This is a genomic window from Acetobacter fabarum (assembly GCF_022483405.1).
Classification (GTDB): domain Bacteria; phylum Pseudomonadota; class Alphaproteobacteria; order Acetobacterales; family Acetobacteraceae; genus Acetobacter; species Acetobacter fabarum.
In genome coordinates this window covers 2,243,378-2,264,164 of the sequence record NZ_JAKVNI010000001.1, presented here as the reverse complement: position 1 = coordinate 2,264,164, position 20,787 = coordinate 2,243,378, and the positions used below count along the sequence as shown (strand labels likewise).

Here is a 20,787-nt window from a genome sequence, read left to right as displayed (position 1 = left end):
ATATCTGCTTCCATCGGGTATTTTGTCAGGCTCAGGATAAAGAAAAACCGCCACCCCGGTAAGGGAATGGCGGCGGAAAAGCACCAGAAAATGGCTTGGGGGCGTTTAGGCGGCAACAATATCCTGTTTGATCGGCAGAACGGGGCGGATCATGTTCAGGGCATCGGCAAAAGAGGCAAACTGGCCCAGAGTATTGTCACGCACGGCGTCCATAACAATCCAGCGGTTGCCGCGGGAATAAACCTTGTAGGCAGGGTTTGATGTTTCGCGCACCCACACCAGAACGTAACCGGATGAAACGCCAGCCTGTTTTTCTTCAGCAGGGAAAATATCGGCGTCGCAAATGCCCATGGGCTGGCTGGCCGCAATCCAGCGGTCCAGATAGTCGCGGTGGCGACACATGATTTCCATCTGGAACGGGATGATCTGACAGACGTTCTGTGTTTCCGACTGGCGCAGCATAAGTTCTGTATCCCCTACATCAAAACCCGGTGGCTCTTTCTGATTTTGAGAGTAAGGGCGAAACTCCTTACCGCGCTATAGGAAAGAGAGGTCTTTCGCCTCATAAACGGGCAGGTTGATAGGGTAGTGACGAAAAAAACACAGAAACGCACGGTTTGATAGGAATTTATGCACAAAAATAAATCTTCTGATTAAAAAATAGGCACGATTTGTGACGAGATAGCGTTACCCTGTGAGTTCTAATTAAACATAAAGCCTGAATTGCAGGCGGGTTGCCTGCATTATGCGCCTACTTATTTAAGCGAATGGTCCAACTTGCCAGACAGCCTGATGTAAAGCGCGCGGTGCGTTATGTGCACCTCACTCTATATAAGGCGTCCGCGCTGCCGCTTGGGATGTGTGGGAGCATAGCGCAGATCGTGTTCGATTCTGCGTATGATGTTCATGCCTGCTTTTTAAACTTGGCTGGATAATCGATAAGGTTGCTCACCGCAGCGTTACGGAATTATGTCATGCGCGCATCAGTTGTGGCGGTGCGAGGGGGTATTCTGGCGGGATGGAAAGGCTTCGGTATCACAACTTTGTGATACGAAGAAAAGTGCGTGAAGCAGGCGCGGTTTTCATGCTTTGCTGTAGCAGCACACTCATGACTGTGCTACGCATGCGTTGGGCATGTTTGCAATATTCAGGAGGGGGAATGATGGGCTTTTTGTTCAAAGCACGTAATCCTGTCAACCCATTCTGGCAGTTTGCCCGTTTTTCAATATCCGGAGAAGTTTCCATCTTCTCCGCACTCCAGGATCAAGACCGTTGAAAAGTAACAGGACCGACCGCAGCCCCCGTTCTCCTCGCCGCGGCGGATTTGATGACGACAATTATATGTCGATGCCTTCTTTCGGTGAACGCCCCTCTTATGGTGGTGGTGACCGTGGTGGGTTTGCTCCGCGTCGCCCCGCTGGCGGTCCGCAGGTTATCGCTTCCGGCCCGGAAGTGGGTGCATCCGTTAAGTGGTTCAATGGCGAAAAAGGCTTCGGCTTTGTCGAACTCGCTGATGGATCGGGCGATGTGTTCCTGCACGCCAACGCGCTGTCTCAGGCTGGTGTTCAGGGTGTAAACCCCGGCGCTACGCTGGTTGTGCGCATTGGTCAGGGCCCCAAGGGGCGCCAGGTTGCCGAAGTCATCTCTGTTGATGAAAGCACGGCTCAGCCGGAACGTCCGCGTAGCCCCGCTGGTGGTCGCCCTGGCTTTGGTGCGCGCCCTGCTGCTCGCCCTGCTCCTGACCTGTCTGATGCTGAAGATACGCGCGGTACCGTTAAGTGGTACAACGCTGTTAAAGGCTTTGGCTTCATCACGCCTGAAGGCGGCGGCAAGGACATCTTCATCCACGCTTCTGCTCTGGAACGTTCCGGTCTGCCGGGCCTGAATGAAGGTCAGGGCGTGAACGTTAAAGTTGTTCAGGGCCAGAAGGGTCCGGAAGCTGCTGAAGTGACCTCTGCCTGAGGCACTGCTTTTTAGCGGTAAGTAAGAAAAAAGCCTCGGTTATAAAACCGAGGCTTTTTTTATGACCGTTTGTATCTGACAAAGTTGCGCAGAGCTGTGCGTATGTAACAGCCGGGGCGGGTTAGTAGTCGCCCTTCCCCTTGTTGCGGATCAGGCGGGCCTTGTCGCGCTGCCAGTCCCGGTCTGCTACGGTCTGGCGCTTGTCTACACTCTTTTTACCAACGCCCAGACCAAGGGTGACCTTGGCTAGTCCGCGGTCGTTGAAGTGGATATCCAGCGGAACAAGGGTCGCCCCCTGCTTGGCAATGGCCCCCATAAACTTCTGGGCCTGCTTGCGGTGCATAAGCAGCTTGCGGGGCGCGCGCGAATCAAAGCGGGACAGCACTCCGCCCTGATATTCAGGGATGTAACTGTTAAACAGCCAGAGTTCACCGTTACGCTCACCAGCAAAGGCCTCGCCAATTGTTGCGCGGCCCAAGCGCAGGCTTTTTACTTCCGGCCCTTTAAGTACAAGCCCGGCCTCGACCGTTTCCTTGATGGTGTAGTTAAAGCGGGCCTTGCGGTTCTGTGCGACCATGCCGTGCGAGATCATGGTGCTTTTGCTGGACTTTGCGGACATGATCAGCCCAGCAACCCGACATCAACCAGAGCCTGCCGGACTTTGTGGCGTGATTCATCGCTCAGGGGAGCCAGTGGCAGGCGGCAGGTTTCCCCCGCAAGGCCCAGCAGGCTTGCCGCGTATTTGGCTGGAGCGGGATTGCTCTCGCAGAACAGGGTGTCATGCAATGGGGTCAGCCGGTCCTGAATGGCAATGGCTTCCTGCGTCTTCCCTGCTTTCCATGCGCTCTGCACGGCAGCACACAGGGCGGGAGCAATGTTGGATGTCACACTAATGCAGCCATCCCCACCGGCTGCGAGAAAAGCGACGGCTGTGCCATCTTCGCCCGAGAGCTGGTTAAAAGGCTTGTCCACGGCCCGGCGTACCTGCAGAGGGCGGAACAGGTTTGCTGTTGCATCCTTTACCCCAACAATATTGCCGTGCTTTGCCAGACGGGCCGTTGTTTCCACATTGATGTCAATAATGGAGCGGCCGGGAATGTTGTACAAAATCACCGGGATGGAAACAGCATCTGCCACGGCCATGAAGTGCCGGTACAGGCCTTCCTGCGTAGGTTTGTTGTAATACGGAGCCACAACAAGGGCGGCGGCTGCCCCGGCCTGCTCTGCATGGCGTGCCAGGTCAACCGCTTCGGACGTGCTGTTGGAACCCGCCCCGGCAATAACCGGTACGCGGCCGTTGGCAACTTTTATGGTGCGTTCAACAACAGCGTGGTGTTCCGTGTGCGACAGGGTTGGACTTTCCCCCGTTGTGCCTACGGCACACAAGCCTGCGGTGCCTTCCTTGATCTGCCAGTCCACCAGTTTTTCAAACGAATCAAAGTCCAGGCTTCCGTCCCGGTTCATGGGGGTGATGAGTGCAGTAATGGAGCCGGAGAAGAATGTATGAGGCATGGAGCGGTCACTTATCCTGGAATGGCATCTGCTGGAGCGGAACGCGGGGTGTCCTGCCCTTGGGTGGAAGCCTGGTGCCTGAACGGCGATTGTTGATAGACGCCTAGAATTGTGGCGTTTTTGGAAAAAAATTCAAGTTCTGCCAAGGCTTTGCCTAGGCGGGAATCGCCGGGGTGGCCCTCTACATCCATCAAAAAACGTGTAGCGGCAAATGTTTCGCCCGACATGTAGCTTTCCAGCCGGGTCATGTTGACACCATTGGTGGCGAACCCCCCAAGCACCTTATACAGAGCGCCGGGGCTGTTTTGCACACTAAAGAGCAGCGTGGTCATGACATGGGGTGTCTGTGGTGTGGGCACCTGCGGTGTGCGCGCGGTAATATAGAACCGTGTCGTGTTGTGGGAGGCGTCTTCCACATTCCGCTGCAGGATTTCCAGCCCATATAGTTCCGCAGCAAGGGCGGAGGCTACGGCAGCCTCTTCGGGCTTTTGCCAAAGTGCGACCAGTTCTGCAGCACCTGCCGTATCAAACTCGGTTACGGGCGTCAGATTATTGTTTTTGAGCAGATTGCGGATCTGGGCCATGGCCACAGGGTGTGTATGTACTCGGCGGATCTGCTCCATGCGGGTGCCGGGCACTACCAGCAGGCAGTGTTCAACACGCTGGAAGTGCTCACCAATAATATGCAGCCCCGCTGCGGGCAGGAGCGAATGAATGTCGGGCACACGGCCTGCCAGACTGTTTTCGCATGCCAGCATGGCCTGTTCGGCCTTGCCTGCATGTACTGCATCTATGGCATCTGCAAAGCTGTGGCATGGCAGGGTGGTCCAGCCGGGCCGCGCTGCGCGGCAGGCCATGTCGGAATACGCACCGTGCATGCCCTGAAAGGCTATAACTTTGTCCATCATGGCCTTTAAGCTCCAAGCAGGCGGCGTGCCCGTTCCAGATCCTGTGGTGTATCAACCCCAAAGGGCGCGATTGCAAGACGTGCGCAGCCAATACGCATACCATCCTCCAGCGCTCGGAGCTGTTCCAGACTTTCACGCTGTTCCAGACCAGATGGAGGAAGCTGGACAAAGCGGGCCAGAGCCGTCCGCCGCCATGCGTAAATCCCGACATGGTGCCATAGAGGCCCCGGCCCTGAGGGAATGGGCTGGCGGGAAAAATAGAGGGCAACTGCATGGTGTGCGGCCTGCGCAAAGTGGCATGCAACCTTGACAACAGAAGGAGCTGTTGCCTCCTCTTCCGTACTAACGGGGGCGACAAGCGTTCCAATATCAAACGCAGGATTATCCATGACCCCGCACACCGTATGCAGGGCATCTGGTGCCAGTGTAGGCAGGTCCCCTTGCAGGTTGATGATGGTGGAGTATTGCCCTTGTGGGTCCAGCGTCTGCACGGCCTGCCAGACCCGGTCCGAACCGGAAGGCAGGTCCGGGTTGGTCAGTACGGCTGTCCCGCCCGCGTTGGTAACAACATCACAGATTTCGGGTTCAGCCGCGGCGACCACAACCGGGCCAATTTCGGCCTTGAGTGCGGCGTTAAGCACATGCACGATCATGGGCAACCCAGCAATATCCGCCAGGGGCTTGCCGGGCAGCCTTGTTGAGGCAAGTCTGGCGGGTATGACAACAAGGGGCGGCATGATCAGCTTGCTCCAGAATACAGCGCGGCTTATAGGCGTGGAAAAGCGCCGCGCAGTCTAGAAAAGCTGCAATGCAAACGCAACCAGTGATCAGCAGGGGCAGAAGTGCGGATGGATGGCAGGTTCCTGAACAGGGTGGCGGTTTCGGTGCTGATAAGTGTGGTGGCCATGGGCGGTGCTCTGGTGGCGGCACGCTCTATTGTGCCGGACACGGCCCCTGCGGCCCCGGTTTTTCGTCTGCCGGACCTGCGGGCGGTTTCTATTGAGCCTTATATGCCGCGTGCCAGTCTGGCCCATGGCACGCTACTGGCCGGGCATATTTGTGCCCAGTGCCATGGCTTTGCCCTTGGGAGCGAAGGCAATGCAGGCCCTGTTCTGGCTGGTGTTGTGGGGCGGAATATCGCCACGCTTCCCGGCTACGCCTATTCCGCAGCGTTGCGCCAGCATGCAGTGCAGATATGGGATGATCAGAAATTATCTGACTGGCTTATGGCTCCTGCCAGATATGCACCCGGTACGCGCATGTCTTTTGCAGGTCTGTCTGACCCGCAGGACAGGGCGGATGTGATCAGCTATTTGCACACACTGCATACCCCTGCCCCCACCCCAATAACAGGAGCACCCAGATGACCCCACAGATAACAGACCAGTTTGTGGATGTGGCAACCATGCTGGCGGATACGGCGCGGAGCGTTGTTCGGCCATGGTTCAGGCGCGGTGTGGGGGTGGAAAGCAAAAAAGATGCAAGCCCGGTTACGGTCGCGGACAGGACGGCAGAACGGGTCATGCGGGCTATTCTGGCAGAACGTCTGCCAGAGCATGGTGTGTTTGGTGAAGAGTTTGGGCAGGACAACGCTCAGGCGGATTACCAGTGGCTGCTGGACCCGGTGGATGGCACGCGGGCATTTGTAACCGGGCGCCCCCTCTTTGGCACCCTGATTGCCCTTTTTTACAAAGGGGAACCTGTGCTTGGTATTCTGGACCAGCCAGTTCTGGGCGAGCGCTGGGTTGGGGTAAAGGGACGTGCAACCGTGTTTACTTCCTCCTTGGGGGGGCAGGCCCACACGCGGCAGGATGTTGCGCTGGCTGAGGCTGAAATGTCATGCACATCGCCCGAAATGCTGGAACTGGCCCCGCATGACCGCTGGAAAATGCTCAAGCAACAGGCCCGCCGCATGACATGGGGGGGGGATTGTTACGCCTATGGGTTGCTTGCTCTGGGCCAGATTGATCTGATTGCCGAATGTGACATGAACCCCTGGGATTGGGGAGCACTTGTGCCCATTGTGCAGGGGGCTGGCGGCGTTATGAGCGCATGGGATGGATCCCCCCTGCGGATGGATGGAGATCGCACGGTTCTGGCGGCCGGTTCCCCTGCCCTGCACAGCGAGGCAGTGCGCATTCTGCAGGCGGGTTAACAAGATTTATTGGTGGGAATAGTGCCAAATCTGGTGGCCCAGACTATGCACTGCCCCTGTTTTGCGATAGGTCTGCGCTTCGGTACAACAGCGATGGTCAGTCCAATATGAGCACGAGCACGCACCTGTCCCTCTCCAAGGACAAGATCCGTATTCTTCTGCTGGAGGGTATCCACGATAGTGCCGTCGCCCTCCTCAAGGCCTGTGGTTACGAGAATGTCGTACGCCACAAAGGCGCGCTTGAGGGCGATGCGCTCAAAAAAGCGCTGGAAGGTGTGCATATTGTTGGCATCCGCTCGCGTACGCAGCTGACCAAGGAAGTGCTTGAAGGTGCTGATCGCCTGATGGCCATTGGCTGCTTTTGCATTGGCACCAACCAGGTTGATCTTGAAACCGCGCGCCTGAACGGGATTCCGGTTTTCAACGCACCGTACAGCAACACACGCTCCGTGGCCGAACTGGTCATGGGGGAAATTGTGATGCTGATGCGTCGGATTTTCCCCCGCTCGGTTGAATGCCATAAAGGTGAGTGGACCAAATCTGCTGCCAATAGCTGGGAAGTGCGTGGCAAAACCCTTGGTATTGTGGGTTACGGCTCCATTGGCTCGCAGCTTTCCGTTCTGGCGGAAGCCTTTGGTATGCGGGTTGTCTATTACGATGTGGTGGACAAACTCGGCCACGGTAACGCCCTGCCGGTGGACACGCTGGATGACCTTCTGGCCCAGAGTGACGTGGTCAGCCTGCACGTGCCCCAGCTGCCAACCACGGCAAACCTGATGGGCGCAGAGCAGATCAGCAAGATGAAGAAGGGCTCCTTCCTCATCAACAATGCCCGCGGCAATGTTGTTGATCTGGATGCGCTGTCCAAGGCGCTGGAAAGCGGGCATCTGCTGGGTGCCGCCATTGACGTTTACCCCAAAGAGCCCAAAGGCCCGGGTGATCTGCTGTCCACCCCGATCATGGGGTTGGATAACGTTATTCTCACCCCCCATATCGGCGGTTCCACGGCGGAAGCTCAGGAACGCATTGGCGTGGAAGTGGCGCGTAAGCTGGTGGAATATTCGGACGTTGGCTCCACCTTTGGTGCGGTCAACTTCCCCGGTGTTCAGCTGCCGCAAAGCCCGCGTGGCACGCGCTTCATGCATGCACACCATAACATCCCCGGTGTTATGATGAAGCTGAATGAAATCTTCCTGCGCGAAACCTGTAACGTAACGGCTCAGTTCCTCCAGACCGATGGAGAGATCGGTTATGTGGTGATCGAAGCCGATACAGGTGGGGATACCGATCTGGACGATCGTCTGCTCAAAGCCCTGCGTGAACTTGATGGCACGGTTCGTGCCCGCCTGATTTACAAGGGTCGCTAAGCATGGGCTGCGGAGCGCGGGAATGATCTATTCCCGCATCCGCAGTTTTGCTTTTTCGGGTATCGAGGCCAGACCCGTATGGGTTGAGGTGCAGGTATCCTCCGGTTTACCCGCATTTCTGATTGTGGGTCTGCCCGACAAAGCGGTGGGTGAAGCGCGCGAGCGCGTTCGGGCCGCCTTGACGGCCATAGGGTTAGCGCTTCCCGCAAAGCGTATTCTTGTTAATCTTGTTCCTGCGGATCTCCCCAAGGAAGGGTCGCATTTTGACCTGCCTATTGCGCTGGCCCTGCTGGCTGCCATGGGTGTGATTCCTGCGGAGGAAGTAGGCCGTTATGCAGCCCTTGGCGAACTCTCGCTTGATGGGCGGCTTAACCCTGTTTCGGGCGTGCTTTCGGCTTCTCTGGAGGCGGCCTCCATGGGGCTGGGGCTTGTATGCCCAGCCCCGCAGGGGGAAGAGGCCCTGTGCGGTGGTGATATTGCCATTCTCGCAGCCCCGGACCTGCTGGCGCTGATCAATCATTTTACGGGTCTGCAAATCCTCAGCGCTCCGGTTTTTTCCAGTCCTGAGCCTCCCTCTGCTGGCATTGAACCTGACCTTGCGGACATCAAGGGGATGGAAATCGGGCGTCGGGCGTTGGAAATTGCGGCTGCTGGTGGGCATTCCCTTCTGCTCTCCGGCCCGCCCGGTGCTGGCAAATCCATGCTGGCGGCCCGGTTGCGTGGGTTATTGCCTGATCTGCTGCCATCGGAAAGTCTCGCTGTTTCACGCATTTACAGCGCGGCCGGGTTATTGCCGGATGGCAGGCCCATCCGCAGGCCACCTGTTAGAGATCCACACCATTCTGCCAGCCTGCCAGCTCTGGTGGGGGGTGGTGCCCGTGCCAGACCGGGCGAAATTAGTCTGGCGCATCATGGTGTGCTGTTTTTGGATGAATTGCCCGAATTTTCGCGCGCAGCACTTGAGGCTTTGCGTCAGCCGCTGGAAACAGGGCAGGTCAGCATCGCGCGTGCCGCCGTGCATGTCACCTACCCTGCCCGCTTCCAGCTGATTGCCGCCATGAACCCCTGCCGGTGCGGGTATCTGGGCGATGCACCGCGCGAATGTAGCAAAGCGCCCCGTTGTGGGGCGGATTATCTGGGGCGGCTGTCCGGCCCGCTCATGGACCGTATTGATCTGCATGTCGCCATGCAGCCGTATGAACCTCTTGGTTATATGACGCAGGCGGATGGGGAGAGCACAGCAACTGTTGCCCAGCGCGTGGCGCAAGCCAGAATGCGCCAGACGGAGCGGCAGGGTGTACAAAAAAATGCCGAGGCAGCGCTGAATAGTCTCTCGCTTACCAAGGACGCACAGGAACTGGCGCAGGCTGTGGCGGAGCGGTTCCGTTTTTCTGCGCGTGGCTACACCCGTCTGCTACGGGTTGCCAGAACCATTGCCGACCTGGCTGCTGCGGCAGATGTAGAGCCACAGCATATTGCCGAGGCTGCTACATTCCGCGCCCGCGCCGCTTCGTAAGGCTTACGCTGTGTGGTGCAGCGCGTTAAAAGCCTGATCCAGATCATCAATCAGGTCCTGCGCATTCTCCAGACCGATCTGTAGCCTGAAAGCGGGGGATTCTGGCTGTTCTGCGCCAAAACTCCGGGTTATGCCCCCCGTGGTCGGGAGTACCAGACTTTCATATCCCCCCCAGGACGCACCAATACCAAACAGACGCATGGCGTTAATCATGCGTTCCATGTTCTGGCATGTGTAGGGGGCGTTCAGGACCACGCCAAACAGGCAACCTGCTCCTGTAAAGTCACGCTTCCACAAGTTATGGCCCGGGCAGTCTGGCAGTGCGGGGTGCAGGACCTGTGCCACTTCGGGACGCTGTTTAAGCCATGTGGCAACCTGTAGGGCGCTGCGGGCCTGCTGCGCCAGACGCACCCCCATTGTGCGCAGGCCGCGCAGGGTAAGCCAGCATTCATCCGGCCCGGCAACCTGACCAAGCTGGATGGAAGCATCGCGCAGGATATGCCAGCTTGCCTGATCCGCCACGGTGATAGCCCCGGCAATAACATCGGAGTGGCCGGAGGGGTATTTGGTCAGCGCCTGAATGGAAACATCCACGCCATGTTCAAACGGGGCAAAAATGCCAAACCCCCATGTGTTGTCCAGAAAAAGACGCGCACCATGCTGGTGGGCAACTTCGGCCAGCATGGGAATGTCCTGCACTTCAAACGTGTGGCTGCCCGGGCTTTCGGTAAAAATAATGCGGGTGTTGGGCTGAATGTACTCTTCCACCTCGGCGCGGCTGGCACAGGGAGGAAAGTAGGAAATATCCACACCAAAGCGCCTGAGCATATTTTCAGCAAAGCGGCGGGTTGGGCCATAAACGCTATCTGCCAGCAGGCAGTGATCACCGGCTTTTAAAAAAGCCAGCAAAGGTGTGGTGCACGCTGCCAGACCAGAGCTGACAATCTGGCAGTCTGTGCCACCTTCTATACGTGCAATCAGTTTTTCCAGCTCATGCTGGGTGGGAGAACCCATGGCACCGTAAATGCTGGTGTGGTCATAACGTTCCTGCCCCTTGCGGTTCATGCTCTTGAGTGAGGGAAAGAGCACGGTGGACCCCCGTTCCAGCGGCGGGTTGACGTATGTACCTGCCTCGGGTGGGGTAGCCCTGCCTGTATGGGTCAGGGATGTGCCAAGTTTGTGCCATCCGGCATCAACACTGTTGCGGTCTGTCATGGATTTTGTCCGTTTGTGATCGGCATATCGGGTGTGCTGCCCCATTCGGCCCAGGAGCCGTCATAAAGCGCGTTGGAGGGAAAACCGGCCAGTTCCAGCGCAACGTTCAGAACTGCGGCGGTCATGCCGGAGCCGCACGTAGTAATGGGGTGCGTGGTGGCAGAAACTCCTGCTTGCACAAACAGGGCTTGCAACTGCGTGGCAGGAAGGAACAAGTCAGCTTCGTCCAGCACGGTTTTGTAGGGAATGTTGCGCGCGCCGGGCATGTGCCCGGATTTTACGCCGGCACGCGGCTCTGGCGCTGTGCCATAAAACCGCGCAGCACTCCGGGCATCCAGTATGGGGCGGTTTTGTAGCCGGACATGTTCCAGCATGTCCCCAAGACCGGCCAGACGGGAATATTCTGTTCTGGGGTAATAGACCTGTGGAGCGTGCGATGCGCCCTCCCCTTGCTCCACGGGCAGGTTCTGCTGCTGCCATGCGTTGAGGCCGCCATGGATGATCTGGGTTTTTTCATGCCCGAACAACCGTGCCATCCACCAAGCCCGGCAGGCAGAAGCCACATTGCCCTGATCGTAAAAAACAACATGGGTTTGCGGTGTAATGCCCATCTGCCCGAACAGATGGGCAAAGCGTGCAGCAGACGGCACGGTATGCGGCAGAGTGCTCTGTGGATCTGAAAAAACAGAGATGTCAAAATACTGGCTGCCCGGAATATGGCCGGCTCTGAACTCAGCCTGCGGGTCAAATGTCTCTCCCGGCAAAGGCGTTGAGGCATCCAGAAAACGGATTGTGGTGTCCTTGGCAAGTGCGGGGAGCAGACTGCCGGGAATGAGAGGAGACATGACCAAAAGCCTCATGGAGTTTTTTTAGCAGGGCAACAACGATCACATAGTCCTTCGGAACTGGCAAATGGGTTATGATATGTGAAGGGAGCTGCACAAAGCCTTTATCCGAACCGACTGGAAACTCGGTGCGGAATGCGCCATACCATAAAGCGGATACGCCATGTTCTTGTAAGCGGAACACAAAATTAAGGCGTTCGGTGGTTTGTTGCGCGCATGACATATGGTCACACATTGACGGCTGAACGTATTCTCCGGTTTTTACTGCTGGCAGGAATTGCATATGGCTGCATAGCCGTGCTGGTTCCTTTTTCCTCTGCCCTGCTTTGGGCGGGGGTGCTGACCTATACCACCTGGCCTCTTTTCCAGTATTTGCGGCGGAGCATGGGGGCCAATGCGGCCAGCCTGATCATGACTGTCCTGTGCGCTGTATGCGTGGTGTTTCCGCTTGCACTTTTAGCATCGGCCTGTGTGGCGTCTGGCCCGCGCTGGGCCGCACAGTTGACTACCCTGTTCGGGCAGGTCAACCAGTTACCGCCCCTGCCGCGCTGGCTGGATAATTTGCCTGTTTTTGGGCCGGATATTCATCACCGCTGGGCATTATGGAGCCGTAACCTCGGGCTTGCTGCGGCCGAACTGCGGCCGTATGCGGGGGGCATTATCCAGTCTGTTCTCAGTGTGCTCATGCAGATGGCCAGCGGGGCGTTGCACCTTGTAACGGCTTTGTTCATTTCCTTCTTTTTCTGGATCAGTGGCTCCATCCTGTGGGATACGTTGCAGGCTGTTATCCTGCGGATTGCCGGGCCACAGGCCGGGCGGCATCTGTCCATCATTGCCAGTACGGTGCGCGGTACCGTGTATGGTATTCTGGGCACCGCCATTATTCAGGGTATTCTAACCGGCTTCGGGCTGTGGTTTTTTGGAGTGGCCGAGCCGGTTATTCTGGGCGGCATTGCAGCCTTTCTGGCCGTATTCCCGGTTGGTGCGCCACTGGTATGGATACCGGCTGCCGTGTGGCTGTTTGCAACGCATCACCAGCTCAAGGGTATTTTGCTTATTGTGTATGGTGTTGCATTTATTTCCGGCGCGGACCATCTGATCCGTCCGCTGTTTATCGCACGCGGGTCCAAGCTGCCTTATCTGCTGACCGTGCTGGGGGTTATTGGTGGGTTGCTGGCTTTTGGGGGCGTAGGTATTTTTCTGGGGCCGGTCCTGCTTGCTATTGGTTTTACGCTCACCATGGAATTTGCGCAGGGCGAACAGGCGCGGCCACCATTGGATGATACAAGGAACATGGTACCATGAAGCGCCGTCTGGCCCGGTTTGTTGAGCTTGCATCCAAAGGGCGGCGCAGGCATGTGGCTGCCAATGATACGCCCGGGGTCCGTATTATCAGCTGGAACCTGCTCCGCCGTACAGGAGCGACCGTGCATGATGTGGCCGCCCTGATTGAGGCGGAACAGCCGGACATCCTGCTCATGCAGGAAGCCACGGTGGAAATAGACGTGCTGCCAGATGTGATTGGTGGCCACTATGCCCGCTCCCCCCTGCCGGGGCGTATTCACGGTGTAGCGTGCTGGAGCCGCCTGCCTTTTGCGCGGCCGCCACGGGCATGCACCATTCCATCCGGGCCAATTGTCAAACGGCATGCCCAGATAATAGATTATCCCCAGTTTTCCTTGGCTAATGTCCATCTTTCGCATGGGCAGATGCTTAACCGCAGGCAGCTACGGCGGATTGCCTCCCTGCTTTCTGCGCCCTGCGCTATTCTGGGGGATTTTAATCTGGTGGGGCCAACCCTTGTGCCGGGGTTTGCCGATGTAGGGCCTAAAGCTCCAACGCACCGGATGGTTGACCTGCTCCCCATTCGTCTGGACCGCTGCCTGGTAGAAGGCATGGTGTGTTCTGATGCACAGGTCCTTCCTGTTTTTGCCTCTGATCATCGGCCAATAGCGGTCACTCTCCAGCCAGAAATTGGCCGGCGCACACTGGCAAGTGCTTACAGGTAAGGCATGAACAGTCTGGCAAAGGAATCCCTTATGCGGGTGGGGAAGTTCCGGTTGTCCAGATCATAATGCGTTAGCCGGTGGTTACGGTGGTGGCATATGAAGTCATCCATGATTTCCGCCATGGTGACGTCATATGTCTCCATATTGATCTCAAAGTTCAGGCGCAGGCTGCGAATATCAAGGTTTGAACTGCCGACAAAAGACCACGCCTTATCCACCACCATGAGTTTGGAATGATTAAAGGGCGGGTTGGCGTGCCAGACCCGTGCCCCCGTATCCAGCAGAGGGGAGATATTGGCCGCACAGGCCCAGTCCAGCGGACGGTGGTTGCTGCGGAGCGGGATAATAATATCCACCTGCACGCCGCGTAAGGCTGCCAGCCCCAGTTCGGATAAAAAGCGCGCTCCCGGTAAAAAATAGGGGGTCATCAGCCGTATGCTTTTGCGAGAAAGCGTAATGGCCTGCAGCATGGTGTATTCAATTTTTTCCAGATCCGTGTCCGGGCCTGCTGTGACAATCCGGGCCAGAGAACTCCCTTTACTGGCATGTTCCTGTAAAAAGAGATCCCGGTTCAGCTGTTCCCCGGTTGTAAAATACCAGTCCCATGCTGCAACCTGTGCCAATTGGTGCACAACAGGCCCTTCAATCCGGAAATGCGTATCGGACACAGGGTGCCGGGGTTTGCGCGCGACCAGATTGTTATCGGCAATGTTGAGCCCCCCCATAAACCCCACGCTGCCATCCACAACCAGAATTTTCCGGTGGTTCCGCAAATTAAGGAACGGCATCCGCCATGGAAGGAGCGAATGCATGAAGCGTGCACAGGGCACCCCTTCCCTTTTCAGGTAACGGTAGATGGGGGATAAAAAATATCCGCTGCCAATACCGTCCACCAGTACACGGACATTGACGCCCCTTTTATGTGCGGCAATCAGCCTGTCTGCAAATAACTGGCCACTGGCATCATGCCGGAAAATATACGAACATAGCAGAATGCTTCTGGTCGCTTTTTCTATGGCGTCCAGCATATGCGGGTATGCACCATCGCCATCATGCAGGCAGGTAATACTGTTATTGCCCACAACGGGGCGGGTTGTCAGTTTGCCCACCATCAGTGCCAGAGGTGCAAACTGGCCATCAAGTTCCCTGTTCCATGAGGAAAGGTCCGCACCATCCGGTCTGTGTGCCGTTCGGTCCCCCACCAGCTTTTTGGCAAGGCGGGTGACACGGTTGATCCCGAACATGAGGTAGAGAGCTGTCCCCAGAAACGGCATGAGAACACATACGCCAATCCACCCGATGGCGGATGCTGTATTCCGTTTTGTAAGCAGAATATGCAAACTTACGCCCGTAACAAGGCTCAGGCGCATACACGCAACTATAAAGGCTGTTGTGGAAAACTGGAGATCAAAAAACATGGTGGAGAGAAGGCTTTCACAACAAGCGGCTGACGTCCACAACATAGCGAATAAGTGTTCTGCACAACAGGTGCCTGCCTCTGCCGCAAAGCGGGCCAGAGGGTATGAATCTTATAAGAGAGGTCTGGCGGCGGAAGAGGCTGTCTGTCAAAGGCTGCGGGCAGCAGGCTGGAGCATTCTGCTCCAAAGAGCAAAAACACGCAGGGGCGAGATAGATATTGTTGCCCAAAATGGTGCAACCATCTGTTTTGTTGAAGTTAAACAACGGCAGACATTGCGGGGAGCTGCGGAATGTCTTTCCGTAACACAGTCCCGGCGGTTGTACAGGGCTGCGGAGTGCCTGCTACAGAGCCACCCCTATTGGCAGTATGAAAACCTGCGCTTTGACCTGTTTATGCTGGACGCACAAGGCCAGATGGAGTGGCTGGAAGATATTATCCGTCAGATGTAAGTCAGGAGCAGGTTACTCTGCCCAAAGGGCAGAACCCGCATAAAGCCAGACGGTAATCAGGTACGGTGGTGGTGCTTGTTGCTGTGTACCACGGTATGCGCGCTAGGGTGGTAGCTAACCAGATGCACCATTTTACCATGCGGAGCAGAGGCCAGAATGACCTTGTGCGAGGCATGGTTTGTTGTGGCTGCATGGCGCACAACATGGCGAACATGCACAACAGGAGGGGGAGCAGTCAGGGAGGCAAAGGTTAACTTGCTGGCTTCCAGGTCGGAAAGAACGCGTTCCGCATGCACTGAAGAACTGGTGGCCATTACACTCAGACCGATACCGGCCAGAGCAAAAAGCCCGCGTACAAACGGAACTCGCGTCATTAACCTTAGCCCCCTGATCTTATGTCTGCCTGAAACTATACAAAGCAATTGCAGGCTGACAACCTATAATTCAGGCGGATGCGTTGCAGGCGATGTTTTTTTCCTGCAGCAGTTTTTGCAGTTCACCGGTCTGGTACATTTCGGTCACAATGTCGCACCCACCAACAAACTCACCTTTGACGTAAAGCTGGGGAATGGTGGGCCAGTTGGAATAGTCCTTAATGCCCTGACGCAGTGCGGAATCTGCCAGAACATTGGCGGCTTTGAACGGCACACCAATCTGCTGCAGAATCTGCACTACACGGGCAGAAAAGCCACACTGTGGGAAATCGGCATCCCCCTTCATGAAAAGCATGACAGGGTTGGAATCAATATCCTGCTGGATGGTCTGTTTGATGGAATCAGTCATCTGTCTGTTGTCCTTGGTCGTATGGAAGCCGGGTTCTGGTCAGGGAGCAGATGTACGGAGGGCCAGCGCATGCAGCTTGCCCCCCATGTGTCCTTCCAGCGCATTGTAAACGAGCTGATGCTGCCTGACGCGCGGAACATCACGAAAAGCTTCGCTTACAATTGAACAGGAATAGTGATCCCCATCTCCTGCCAGATCATCAATCTTGATCTGGGCATCGGGGAACGCCTTCAGAATATAAGCTTCAAGTTCTGTGGCGGACATGGCCATGGTGCTGTCCCTTCCCTATTGGTCCATCAGCGCAGGAAAAAAGGTTTCATGCGCTGATTTAAGGCGTGCTGCAGATATGGTGACGCCGCTGGGAAGAATCAAATCATTTCCACCGGAGCGACCCATCAGGCGTGCAGGCACCCCGGCCTGTGCGGCTTTGGTACAAAAAGACTGGGCATCGGCAACGCACACAAGGTAACGGGCCTGATCCTCACCAAACCAGAAGGCTTCCGGGCGGATGCCGGAATCCGGGCTTTCCAGTTCGCAACCTGTGCCGGATGCCATGACCATTTCGGCCGCGGCAACCAGAATACCGCCATCGGCAATATCGTGGCATGCGCTAATCTGGCCTGCCTGAATTTCGGCCCGGACAAAATCCCCGTTCCGCTTTTCTGCTGCCAGATCAACCGTTGGTGGTGCGCCTTCTTCACGCCCCAGAATCTCGCGCAGCCAGATGGACTGGCCAAGTTCACCCTTGGTCGCGCCAATCAGCACCAGGTCACTGTCAGGCTGCATACCAAGACCCACGGCAGAGGACACATCATCAAACACACCAAGCCCACCAATAGCGGGAGTTGGCAGAATGGCCTGAGTTGTGCCGTCGGGCATACGGGTTTCGTTATACAGGGAGACGTTACCGCTCACGATGGGGAAGTCGAGAACCTTGCAGGCCTCTCCCATACCCTTGAGGGCCGCAATGAACTGGCCCATGATCTCCGGCTTTTCAGGGTTGCCGAAGTTCAGGTTATCCGTCACCGCCAGAGGGCGTGCGCCGGTTGCCGTAATATTGCGCCATGCTTCAGCCACGGCCTGTGCGCCACCTGTGCGCGGGTCCGCCTGACAGTAGCGCGGCGTGCAATCCGTTGTCAGTGCAAGACCGAGCTGCGTATCTTCCACCTTAACAATGGCGGCATCCGCAGCGCCGGGGCGGCGGACGGTCTGGCCCCCAACGGTGCTGTCATACTGGTTCCAGACCCATGCGCGCGACGCCAGATCGGGCGAGGCTACAAGCTGGAGCAGCATGGCATCAAGCGAGAGCGGTGCGTGAACACTGCCTAGCTCTGCGGGTTTTTCCGGGGCGATGGAAGGACGGTCATAAACCGGCGCTTCATCCGCCAGAGGTTCAAGCGGAATGTCAGCCTCAAGCTGGCCTTTGTGCTTGATCACAATATGGCCGGTTTCGGTCAGGTGACCGATAATGGCAAAGTCCAGCTCCCACTTTTCAAAAATCTGGCGTGCCAGTTCTGTCCGGTCAGGGCGCAGGACCATGAGCATGCGTTCCTGACTTTCAGAAAGCATCATCTCATATGCGGTCATGTTGGGTTCGCGCTGGGGCACGGCATCGAGGTCAAGCTCGATACCCACGCCACCTTTGCCAGCCATTTCCACGGCGGAAGAGGTCAGGCCTGCTGCACCCATATCCTGAATGGCAACAATGGCATCTGTTGCCATCAGTTCCAGACAGGCTTCGATCAGCAGTTTTTCAATGAAGGGGTCGCCAACCTGCACGGTCGGGCGCTTGGAAAGCGCGTCTTCATCAAACTCGGCGGAGGACATGGTGGCACCATGGATACCGTCCCGCCCTGTGCGTGAACCAACATAGACAACAGGGTTGCCAACACCGGCTGCTGCGGACAGGAAAATACGGTCCTGTCGGGCAATGCCCACGGTCATGGCGTTAACAAGCGGGTTGCCGTCATATGCCGGGTGGAAGTTGATTTCCCCCCCGACTGTCGGCACACCCACGCAGTTGCCATAGCCGCCAATCCCACGCACTACGCCATCCACAATCCGGCGGGTAATGGGGTTTTCAGGGCTGCCAAAACGCAGGGCGTTGAGGTTGGCAATGGGGCGCGCACCCATGGTGAACACGTCACGCAGAATGCCGCCAACGCCTGTAGCTGCACCCTGATAGGGTTCGATAAAGGAAGGGTGGTTATGGCTTTCCATCTTGAAGATGGCGGCATAACCCTGCCCGATATCCACAACGCCTGCGTTTTCACCCGGCCCATGGATAACCCAAGGGGCCTTGGTGGGCAGGCCACGCAGCCATTTGCGGGAGGATTTGTAGGAGCAGTGCTCCGACCACATGACGGAAAAAACCCCCAGTTCTGTCAGGCTGGGCGTACGGCCCATGATAGACAGAACACGGCCGTATTCTTCGCCCGTCAGGCCGAATTCACGCGCCAGGGATTCATCAACGGTTACAGGCTTATTCACCGGACCAGAGCCTCCACCAGACCTTCAAACAGCGGCAGACCATCCTCGCCCCCCATCAGCGGATCAACCAGATCCTCGGGGTGGGGCATCATGCCGCAAATACGTTTGTTTTCGCTCAGAACACCGGCAATGCTGTTCACGCTGCCGTTGGGGTTGCTTGTTCTGTCATCCGCGCACACACGGCCCTTGGCATCAGCGTAGCGGAATGCAACGCGGCCTTCGCCTTCAAGCACGGCAAGGGTCTGGGCATCGGCTGTGTAGTTGCCATCCCCATGTGCCAGCGGCGTGCGGAAGATGTCGCCCTTTTTCCAGCGCCGGGTAAAGGGAGTGCCTTCAACCTCCACGCGCAGATGGCAGTCCTGCGAGAGGAACCGCAGGTCCGCATTCCGCAGGAGTGCGCCGGGGAGCAGGTTGCTCTCGGTCAGGATCTGGAAGCCGTTGCACACGCCCAGAATATGCCCGCCTTTGGCGGCAAAGTCGCGCACGGCCCCCATGATGGGGGAATGTGCGGCCATTGCGCCACAACGCAGGTAGTCACCATAGCTGAAGCCACCGGGCAGCACGACCAGATCCACACCGCTCAGATCTGTCTCATGGTGCCAGATCATGCGAGGGGCCTGCCCGGTTACGCGCCGCAGGGCAATGGCCATATCTCGTTCCCGGTTCGTGCCGGGAAATACGACAATCGCTGCTTTCATTTTTTCACGTCACACGGATAAGAGTCATGCAGGGCGGTAAAAACGCTCTCGCCCACTGGTTTGCCCAGAGAGACGGAATGCGCTTTCAGCCAGGTGAGCACCTTGGTGCGGATGGCGGCAATGTCTTCGCTTGCCGGCACACAAAAGCCCGTGGGGGCGGAGGCATCACCCGTATTGTGCGCGTTGATCTGGGCAAGGGTCACGCCATCGGTCAGGCCGCTCAGATAGGCATCGCACGCGGTGCGTGAGGCCGAACTGGAGCACATCTTGCCAAGTGCGCCCGCCTTCATGGGGGCCAGCCGCTGGGCATGTGCCAGAGTGGGGACCGCCAGCACACCGGCAAGGGCGATCAGGGCGAGGCGCTTCATGCCACAACCTCTACCGAGTAGTCCTCGATAACCAGGTTGGCGAGCAGGTTGCGGGCCATTTCGCCCGCTTTTTCGTGCGCTTCTTCTGCTTTTACACCATGCAGTTCCAGCTCTATGACCTTGCCAACGCGCACATCCTGCACGCCTTCAAAGCCCAGTGTGTGCAGTGCGTGACCAATGGCCTTTCCCTGCGGGTCCAGAACGCCGTCCTTAAGCATGACGGTTACACGTACTTTCATTCTCAAACTCCCAAAGTACCCGTAGGGGTTACTGAACTGTTTCTGGGCCTTTCATGTCACCCCCGGCGCCGTTTTCCGGCAGGATGCCCATGCGGCGTGCAACTTCCTGATAAGCTTCCTTCACGTTGCCCAGATCGCGGCGGAAGCGATCCTTGTCGAGCTTTTCGTTTGTGTGAAGGTCCCACAGGCGGCAGTTATCAGGCGAAATTTCGTCAGCAAGAACAATACGCATGTCCTCACCTTCCCAGCACCGGCCGAACTCGAGTTTAAAGTCCACGAGCTGGATGCCAATGCCGCTGAACAGGCCGCAGAGGAAGTCGTTCACGCGCATGGACATGCCCGTAATATCTTCCAGGTCGTGCGGGCAGGCCCAGCCAAATGCAATAATGTGATCTTCCGATACCAGCGGGTCACCGAGTTCGTCGTTCTTGTAATAGAACTCAACAATCGGGCGCGGCAGGCGCTGGCCTTCGGGGATGTTGAAGCGCTTGGAAATGCTGCCAGCGGCAACATTGCGGATGACCACCTCAAGCGGGATAATCTCCACTTCCTTTACCAGCTGCTCACGCATGTTAATGCGGCGGATAAAGTGGGTGGGGATGCCGATTTCCTGCAAACGCAGCATCAGGTGTTCGCTAATGCGGTTGTTGAGCACACCTTTGCCGGTAATCACACCGCTTTTGGCACCATTGCCAGCCGTGGCATCGTCCTTGAAGTATTGCACAAGGGTCCCCGGTTCCGGACCTTCAAAGAGGATTTTGGCTTTACCTTCATAAAGCTGGCGGCGACGGGCCATAATGATCCTTACCTGTCGAAATGTGTGCGGGTGGTTGGGTGACCACCCCAAAAAA

Annotated in this window: 24 protein-coding genes; 8 read left to right on the top strand and 16 right to left on the bottom strand. The window is 57.0% G+C overall.

Annotated elements, in window-relative coordinates; all coding sequences use genetic code 11:
* Positions 1-105: 105 nt before the first annotated feature.
* Positions 106-462 (bottom strand): hypothetical protein, encoded by a 357-nt coding sequence (locus LKE65_RS10545; RefSeq protein WP_086645946.1) that lies wholly within the window; start codon positions 460-462, stop codon positions 106-108.
* A gap of 810 nt (positions 463-1,272) precedes the next feature.
* Here LKE65_RS10545 and LKE65_RS10540 point away from each other — a divergent pair.
* On the top strand, positions 1,273-1,962 hold the full coding sequence (locus LKE65_RS10540; RefSeq protein WP_086645947.1) for a cold-shock protein: 690 nt from the start codon (positions 1,273-1,275) through the stop codon (positions 1,960-1,962).
* Between the two features lie 121 nt (positions 1,963-2,083).
* Here the strand turns inward: LKE65_RS10540 and smpB are convergent, their stop codons facing one another.
* The 4 genes from smpB to LKE65_RS10520 are packed head-to-tail and all read right to left on the bottom strand — an operon-like array spanning position 2,084 to position 5,122.
* Positions 2,084-2,581, bottom strand: a complete 498-nt coding sequence (gene smpB, locus LKE65_RS10535) for an SsrA-binding protein SmpB (protein WP_086645948.1) — start codon at positions 2,579-2,581, stop codon at positions 2,084-2,086.
* Positions 2,582-2,583: 2 nt separating this feature from the next.
* Positions 2,584-3,474, bottom strand: a complete 891-nt coding sequence (gene dapA, locus LKE65_RS10530) for a 4-hydroxy-tetrahydrodipicolinate synthase (RefSeq protein ID WP_095348852.1) — start codon at positions 3,472-3,474, stop codon at positions 2,584-2,586.
* An 11-nt stretch (positions 3,475-3,485) separates the two neighbouring features.
* The gene (locus LKE65_RS10525; protein ID WP_086645950.1) at positions 3,486-4,382 is read right to left on the bottom strand and encodes a prephenate dehydratase; all 897 of its coding nucleotides are present in this window, start codon (positions 4,380-4,382) and stop codon (positions 3,486-3,488) included.
* Between the two features lie 5 nt (positions 4,383-4,387).
* Positions 4,388-5,122 (bottom strand): 3-deoxy-manno-octulosonate cytidylyltransferase, encoded by a 735-nt coding sequence (locus LKE65_RS10520; protein ID WP_278741845.1) that lies wholly within the window; start codon positions 5,120-5,122, stop codon positions 4,388-4,390.
* A gap of 108 nt (positions 5,123-5,230) precedes the next feature.
* On the opposite strand from LKE65_RS10520, the gene LKE65_RS10515 reads away from it, so the two are divergent.
* From LKE65_RS10515 to LKE65_RS10500, 4 genes are all read left to right on the top strand, one after another.
* Positions 5,231-5,749, top strand: coding sequence for a c-type cytochrome (locus LKE65_RS10515; protein WP_278741306.1), 519 nt, complete (start codon positions 5,231-5,233; stop codon positions 5,747-5,749).
* The gene (locus LKE65_RS10510) at positions 5,746-6,537 is read left to right on the top strand and encodes an inositol monophosphatase family protein (RefSeq protein WP_278741304.1); all 792 of its coding nucleotides are present in this window, start codon (positions 5,746-5,748) and stop codon (positions 6,535-6,537) included. Before LKE65_RS10515 ends, LKE65_RS10510 begins: the two co-directional genes overlap by 4 nt.
* Positions 6,538-6,644: 107 nt before the next feature.
* Positions 6,645-7,904, top strand: a complete 1,260-nt coding sequence (gene serA, locus LKE65_RS10505; protein WP_086645954.1) for a phosphoglycerate dehydrogenase — start codon at positions 6,645-6,647, stop codon at positions 7,902-7,904.
* Between the two features lie 22 nt (positions 7,905-7,926).
* Positions 7,927-9,420: a YifB family Mg chelatase-like AAA ATPase gene (locus LKE65_RS10500; protein ID WP_278741303.1), complete on the top strand. Its 1,494-nt coding sequence runs from the start codon at positions 7,927-7,929 to the stop codon at positions 9,418-9,420.
* 3 nt (positions 9,421-9,423) lie between these two features.
* Here LKE65_RS10500 and metC read toward each other — a convergent pair whose 3' ends face one another.
* Complete coding sequence (metC, locus tag LKE65_RS10495) at positions 9,424-10,635, bottom strand: cystathionine beta-lyase (protein WP_278741302.1); 1,212 nt, start codon at positions 10,633-10,635, stop codon at positions 9,424-9,426.
* Positions 10,632-11,480: a sulfurtransferase gene (locus LKE65_RS10490; protein ID WP_278741300.1), complete on the bottom strand. Its 849-nt coding sequence runs from the start codon at positions 11,478-11,480 to the stop codon at positions 10,632-10,634. Before LKE65_RS10490 ends, metC begins: the two co-directional genes overlap by 4 nt.
* 216 nt (positions 11,481-11,696) lie before the next feature.
* Between LKE65_RS10490 and LKE65_RS10485 the strand changes: the two genes are divergently transcribed.
* Complete coding sequence (locus LKE65_RS10485; RefSeq protein ID WP_095348846.1) at positions 11,697-12,785, top strand: AI-2E family transporter; 1,089 nt, start codon at positions 11,697-11,699, stop codon at positions 12,783-12,785.
* On the top strand, positions 12,782-13,489 hold the full coding sequence (locus tag LKE65_RS10480) for an endonuclease/exonuclease/phosphatase family protein (protein WP_095348845.1): 708 nt from the start codon (positions 12,782-12,784) through the stop codon (positions 13,487-13,489). Before LKE65_RS10485 ends, LKE65_RS10480 begins: the two co-directional genes overlap by 4 nt.
* Here LKE65_RS10480 and cls read toward each other — a convergent pair.
* Complete coding sequence (gene cls, locus LKE65_RS10475; protein ID WP_408744065.1) at positions 13,480-14,907, bottom strand: cardiolipin synthase; 1,428 nt, start codon at positions 14,905-14,907, stop codon at positions 13,480-13,482. The genes LKE65_RS10480 and cls overlap by 10 nt on opposite strands.
* A 70-nt stretch (positions 14,908-14,977) precedes the next feature.
* Here cls and LKE65_RS10470 point away from each other — a divergent pair, with 70 nt between their 5' ends.
* A complete protein-coding gene (locus LKE65_RS10470) occupies positions 14,978-15,358 on the top strand; it encodes a YraN family protein (protein ID WP_306460208.1) in 381 nt (126 codons plus the stop codon).
* Between the two features lie 56 nt (positions 15,359-15,414).
* Here LKE65_RS10470 and LKE65_RS10465 read toward each other — a convergent pair whose 3' ends face one another.
* The 8 genes from LKE65_RS10465 to purC form a co-directional block, all read right to left on the bottom strand.
* Positions 15,415-15,732 (bottom strand): hypothetical protein, encoded by a 318-nt coding sequence (locus LKE65_RS10465; RefSeq protein ID WP_086645960.1) that lies wholly within the window; start codon positions 15,730-15,732, stop codon positions 15,415-15,417.
* A gap of 70 nt (positions 15,733-15,802) precedes the next feature.
* A complete protein-coding gene (gene grxD, locus LKE65_RS10460) occupies positions 15,803-16,141 on the bottom strand; it encodes a Grx4 family monothiol glutaredoxin (protein ID WP_086645961.1) in 339 nt (112 codons plus the stop codon).
* Positions 16,142-16,180: 39 nt separating this feature from the next.
* Positions 16,181-16,411 (bottom strand): BolA/IbaG family iron-sulfur metabolism protein, encoded by a 231-nt coding sequence (locus tag LKE65_RS10455; protein ID WP_025825210.1) that lies wholly within the window; start codon positions 16,409-16,411, stop codon positions 16,181-16,183.
* A 15-nt stretch (positions 16,412-16,426) separates the two neighbouring features.
* Positions 16,427-18,631 (bottom strand): phosphoribosylformylglycinamidine synthase subunit PurL, encoded by a 2,205-nt coding sequence (gene purL, locus LKE65_RS10450; RefSeq protein ID WP_278741298.1) that lies wholly within the window; start codon positions 18,629-18,631, stop codon positions 16,427-16,429.
* Positions 18,628-19,329, bottom strand: coding sequence for a phosphoribosylformylglycinamidine synthase subunit PurQ (purQ, locus tag LKE65_RS10445; protein WP_086645963.1), 702 nt, complete (start codon positions 19,327-19,329; stop codon positions 18,628-18,630). Before purQ ends, purL begins: the two co-directional genes overlap by 4 nt.
* A complete protein-coding gene (locus LKE65_RS10440; protein ID WP_278741297.1) occupies positions 19,326-19,697 on the bottom strand; it encodes a Rap1a/Tai family immunity protein in 372 nt (123 codons plus the stop codon). Before LKE65_RS10440 ends, purQ begins: the two co-directional genes overlap by 4 nt.
* Entirely contained in the window at positions 19,694-19,936 is a 243-nt protein-coding gene (gene purS / locus LKE65_RS10435; RefSeq protein ID WP_086645965.1) for a phosphoribosylformylglycinamidine synthase subunit PurS, read from the bottom strand. Before purS ends, LKE65_RS10440 begins: the two co-directional genes overlap by 4 nt.
* Positions 19,937-19,964: 28 nt before the next feature.
* A complete protein-coding gene (gene purC, locus LKE65_RS10430; RefSeq protein ID WP_086645966.1) occupies positions 19,965-20,732 on the bottom strand; it encodes a phosphoribosylaminoimidazolesuccinocarboxamide synthase in 768 nt (255 codons plus the stop codon).
* Between the last annotated feature and the right edge of the window lie 55 nt (positions 20,733-20,787).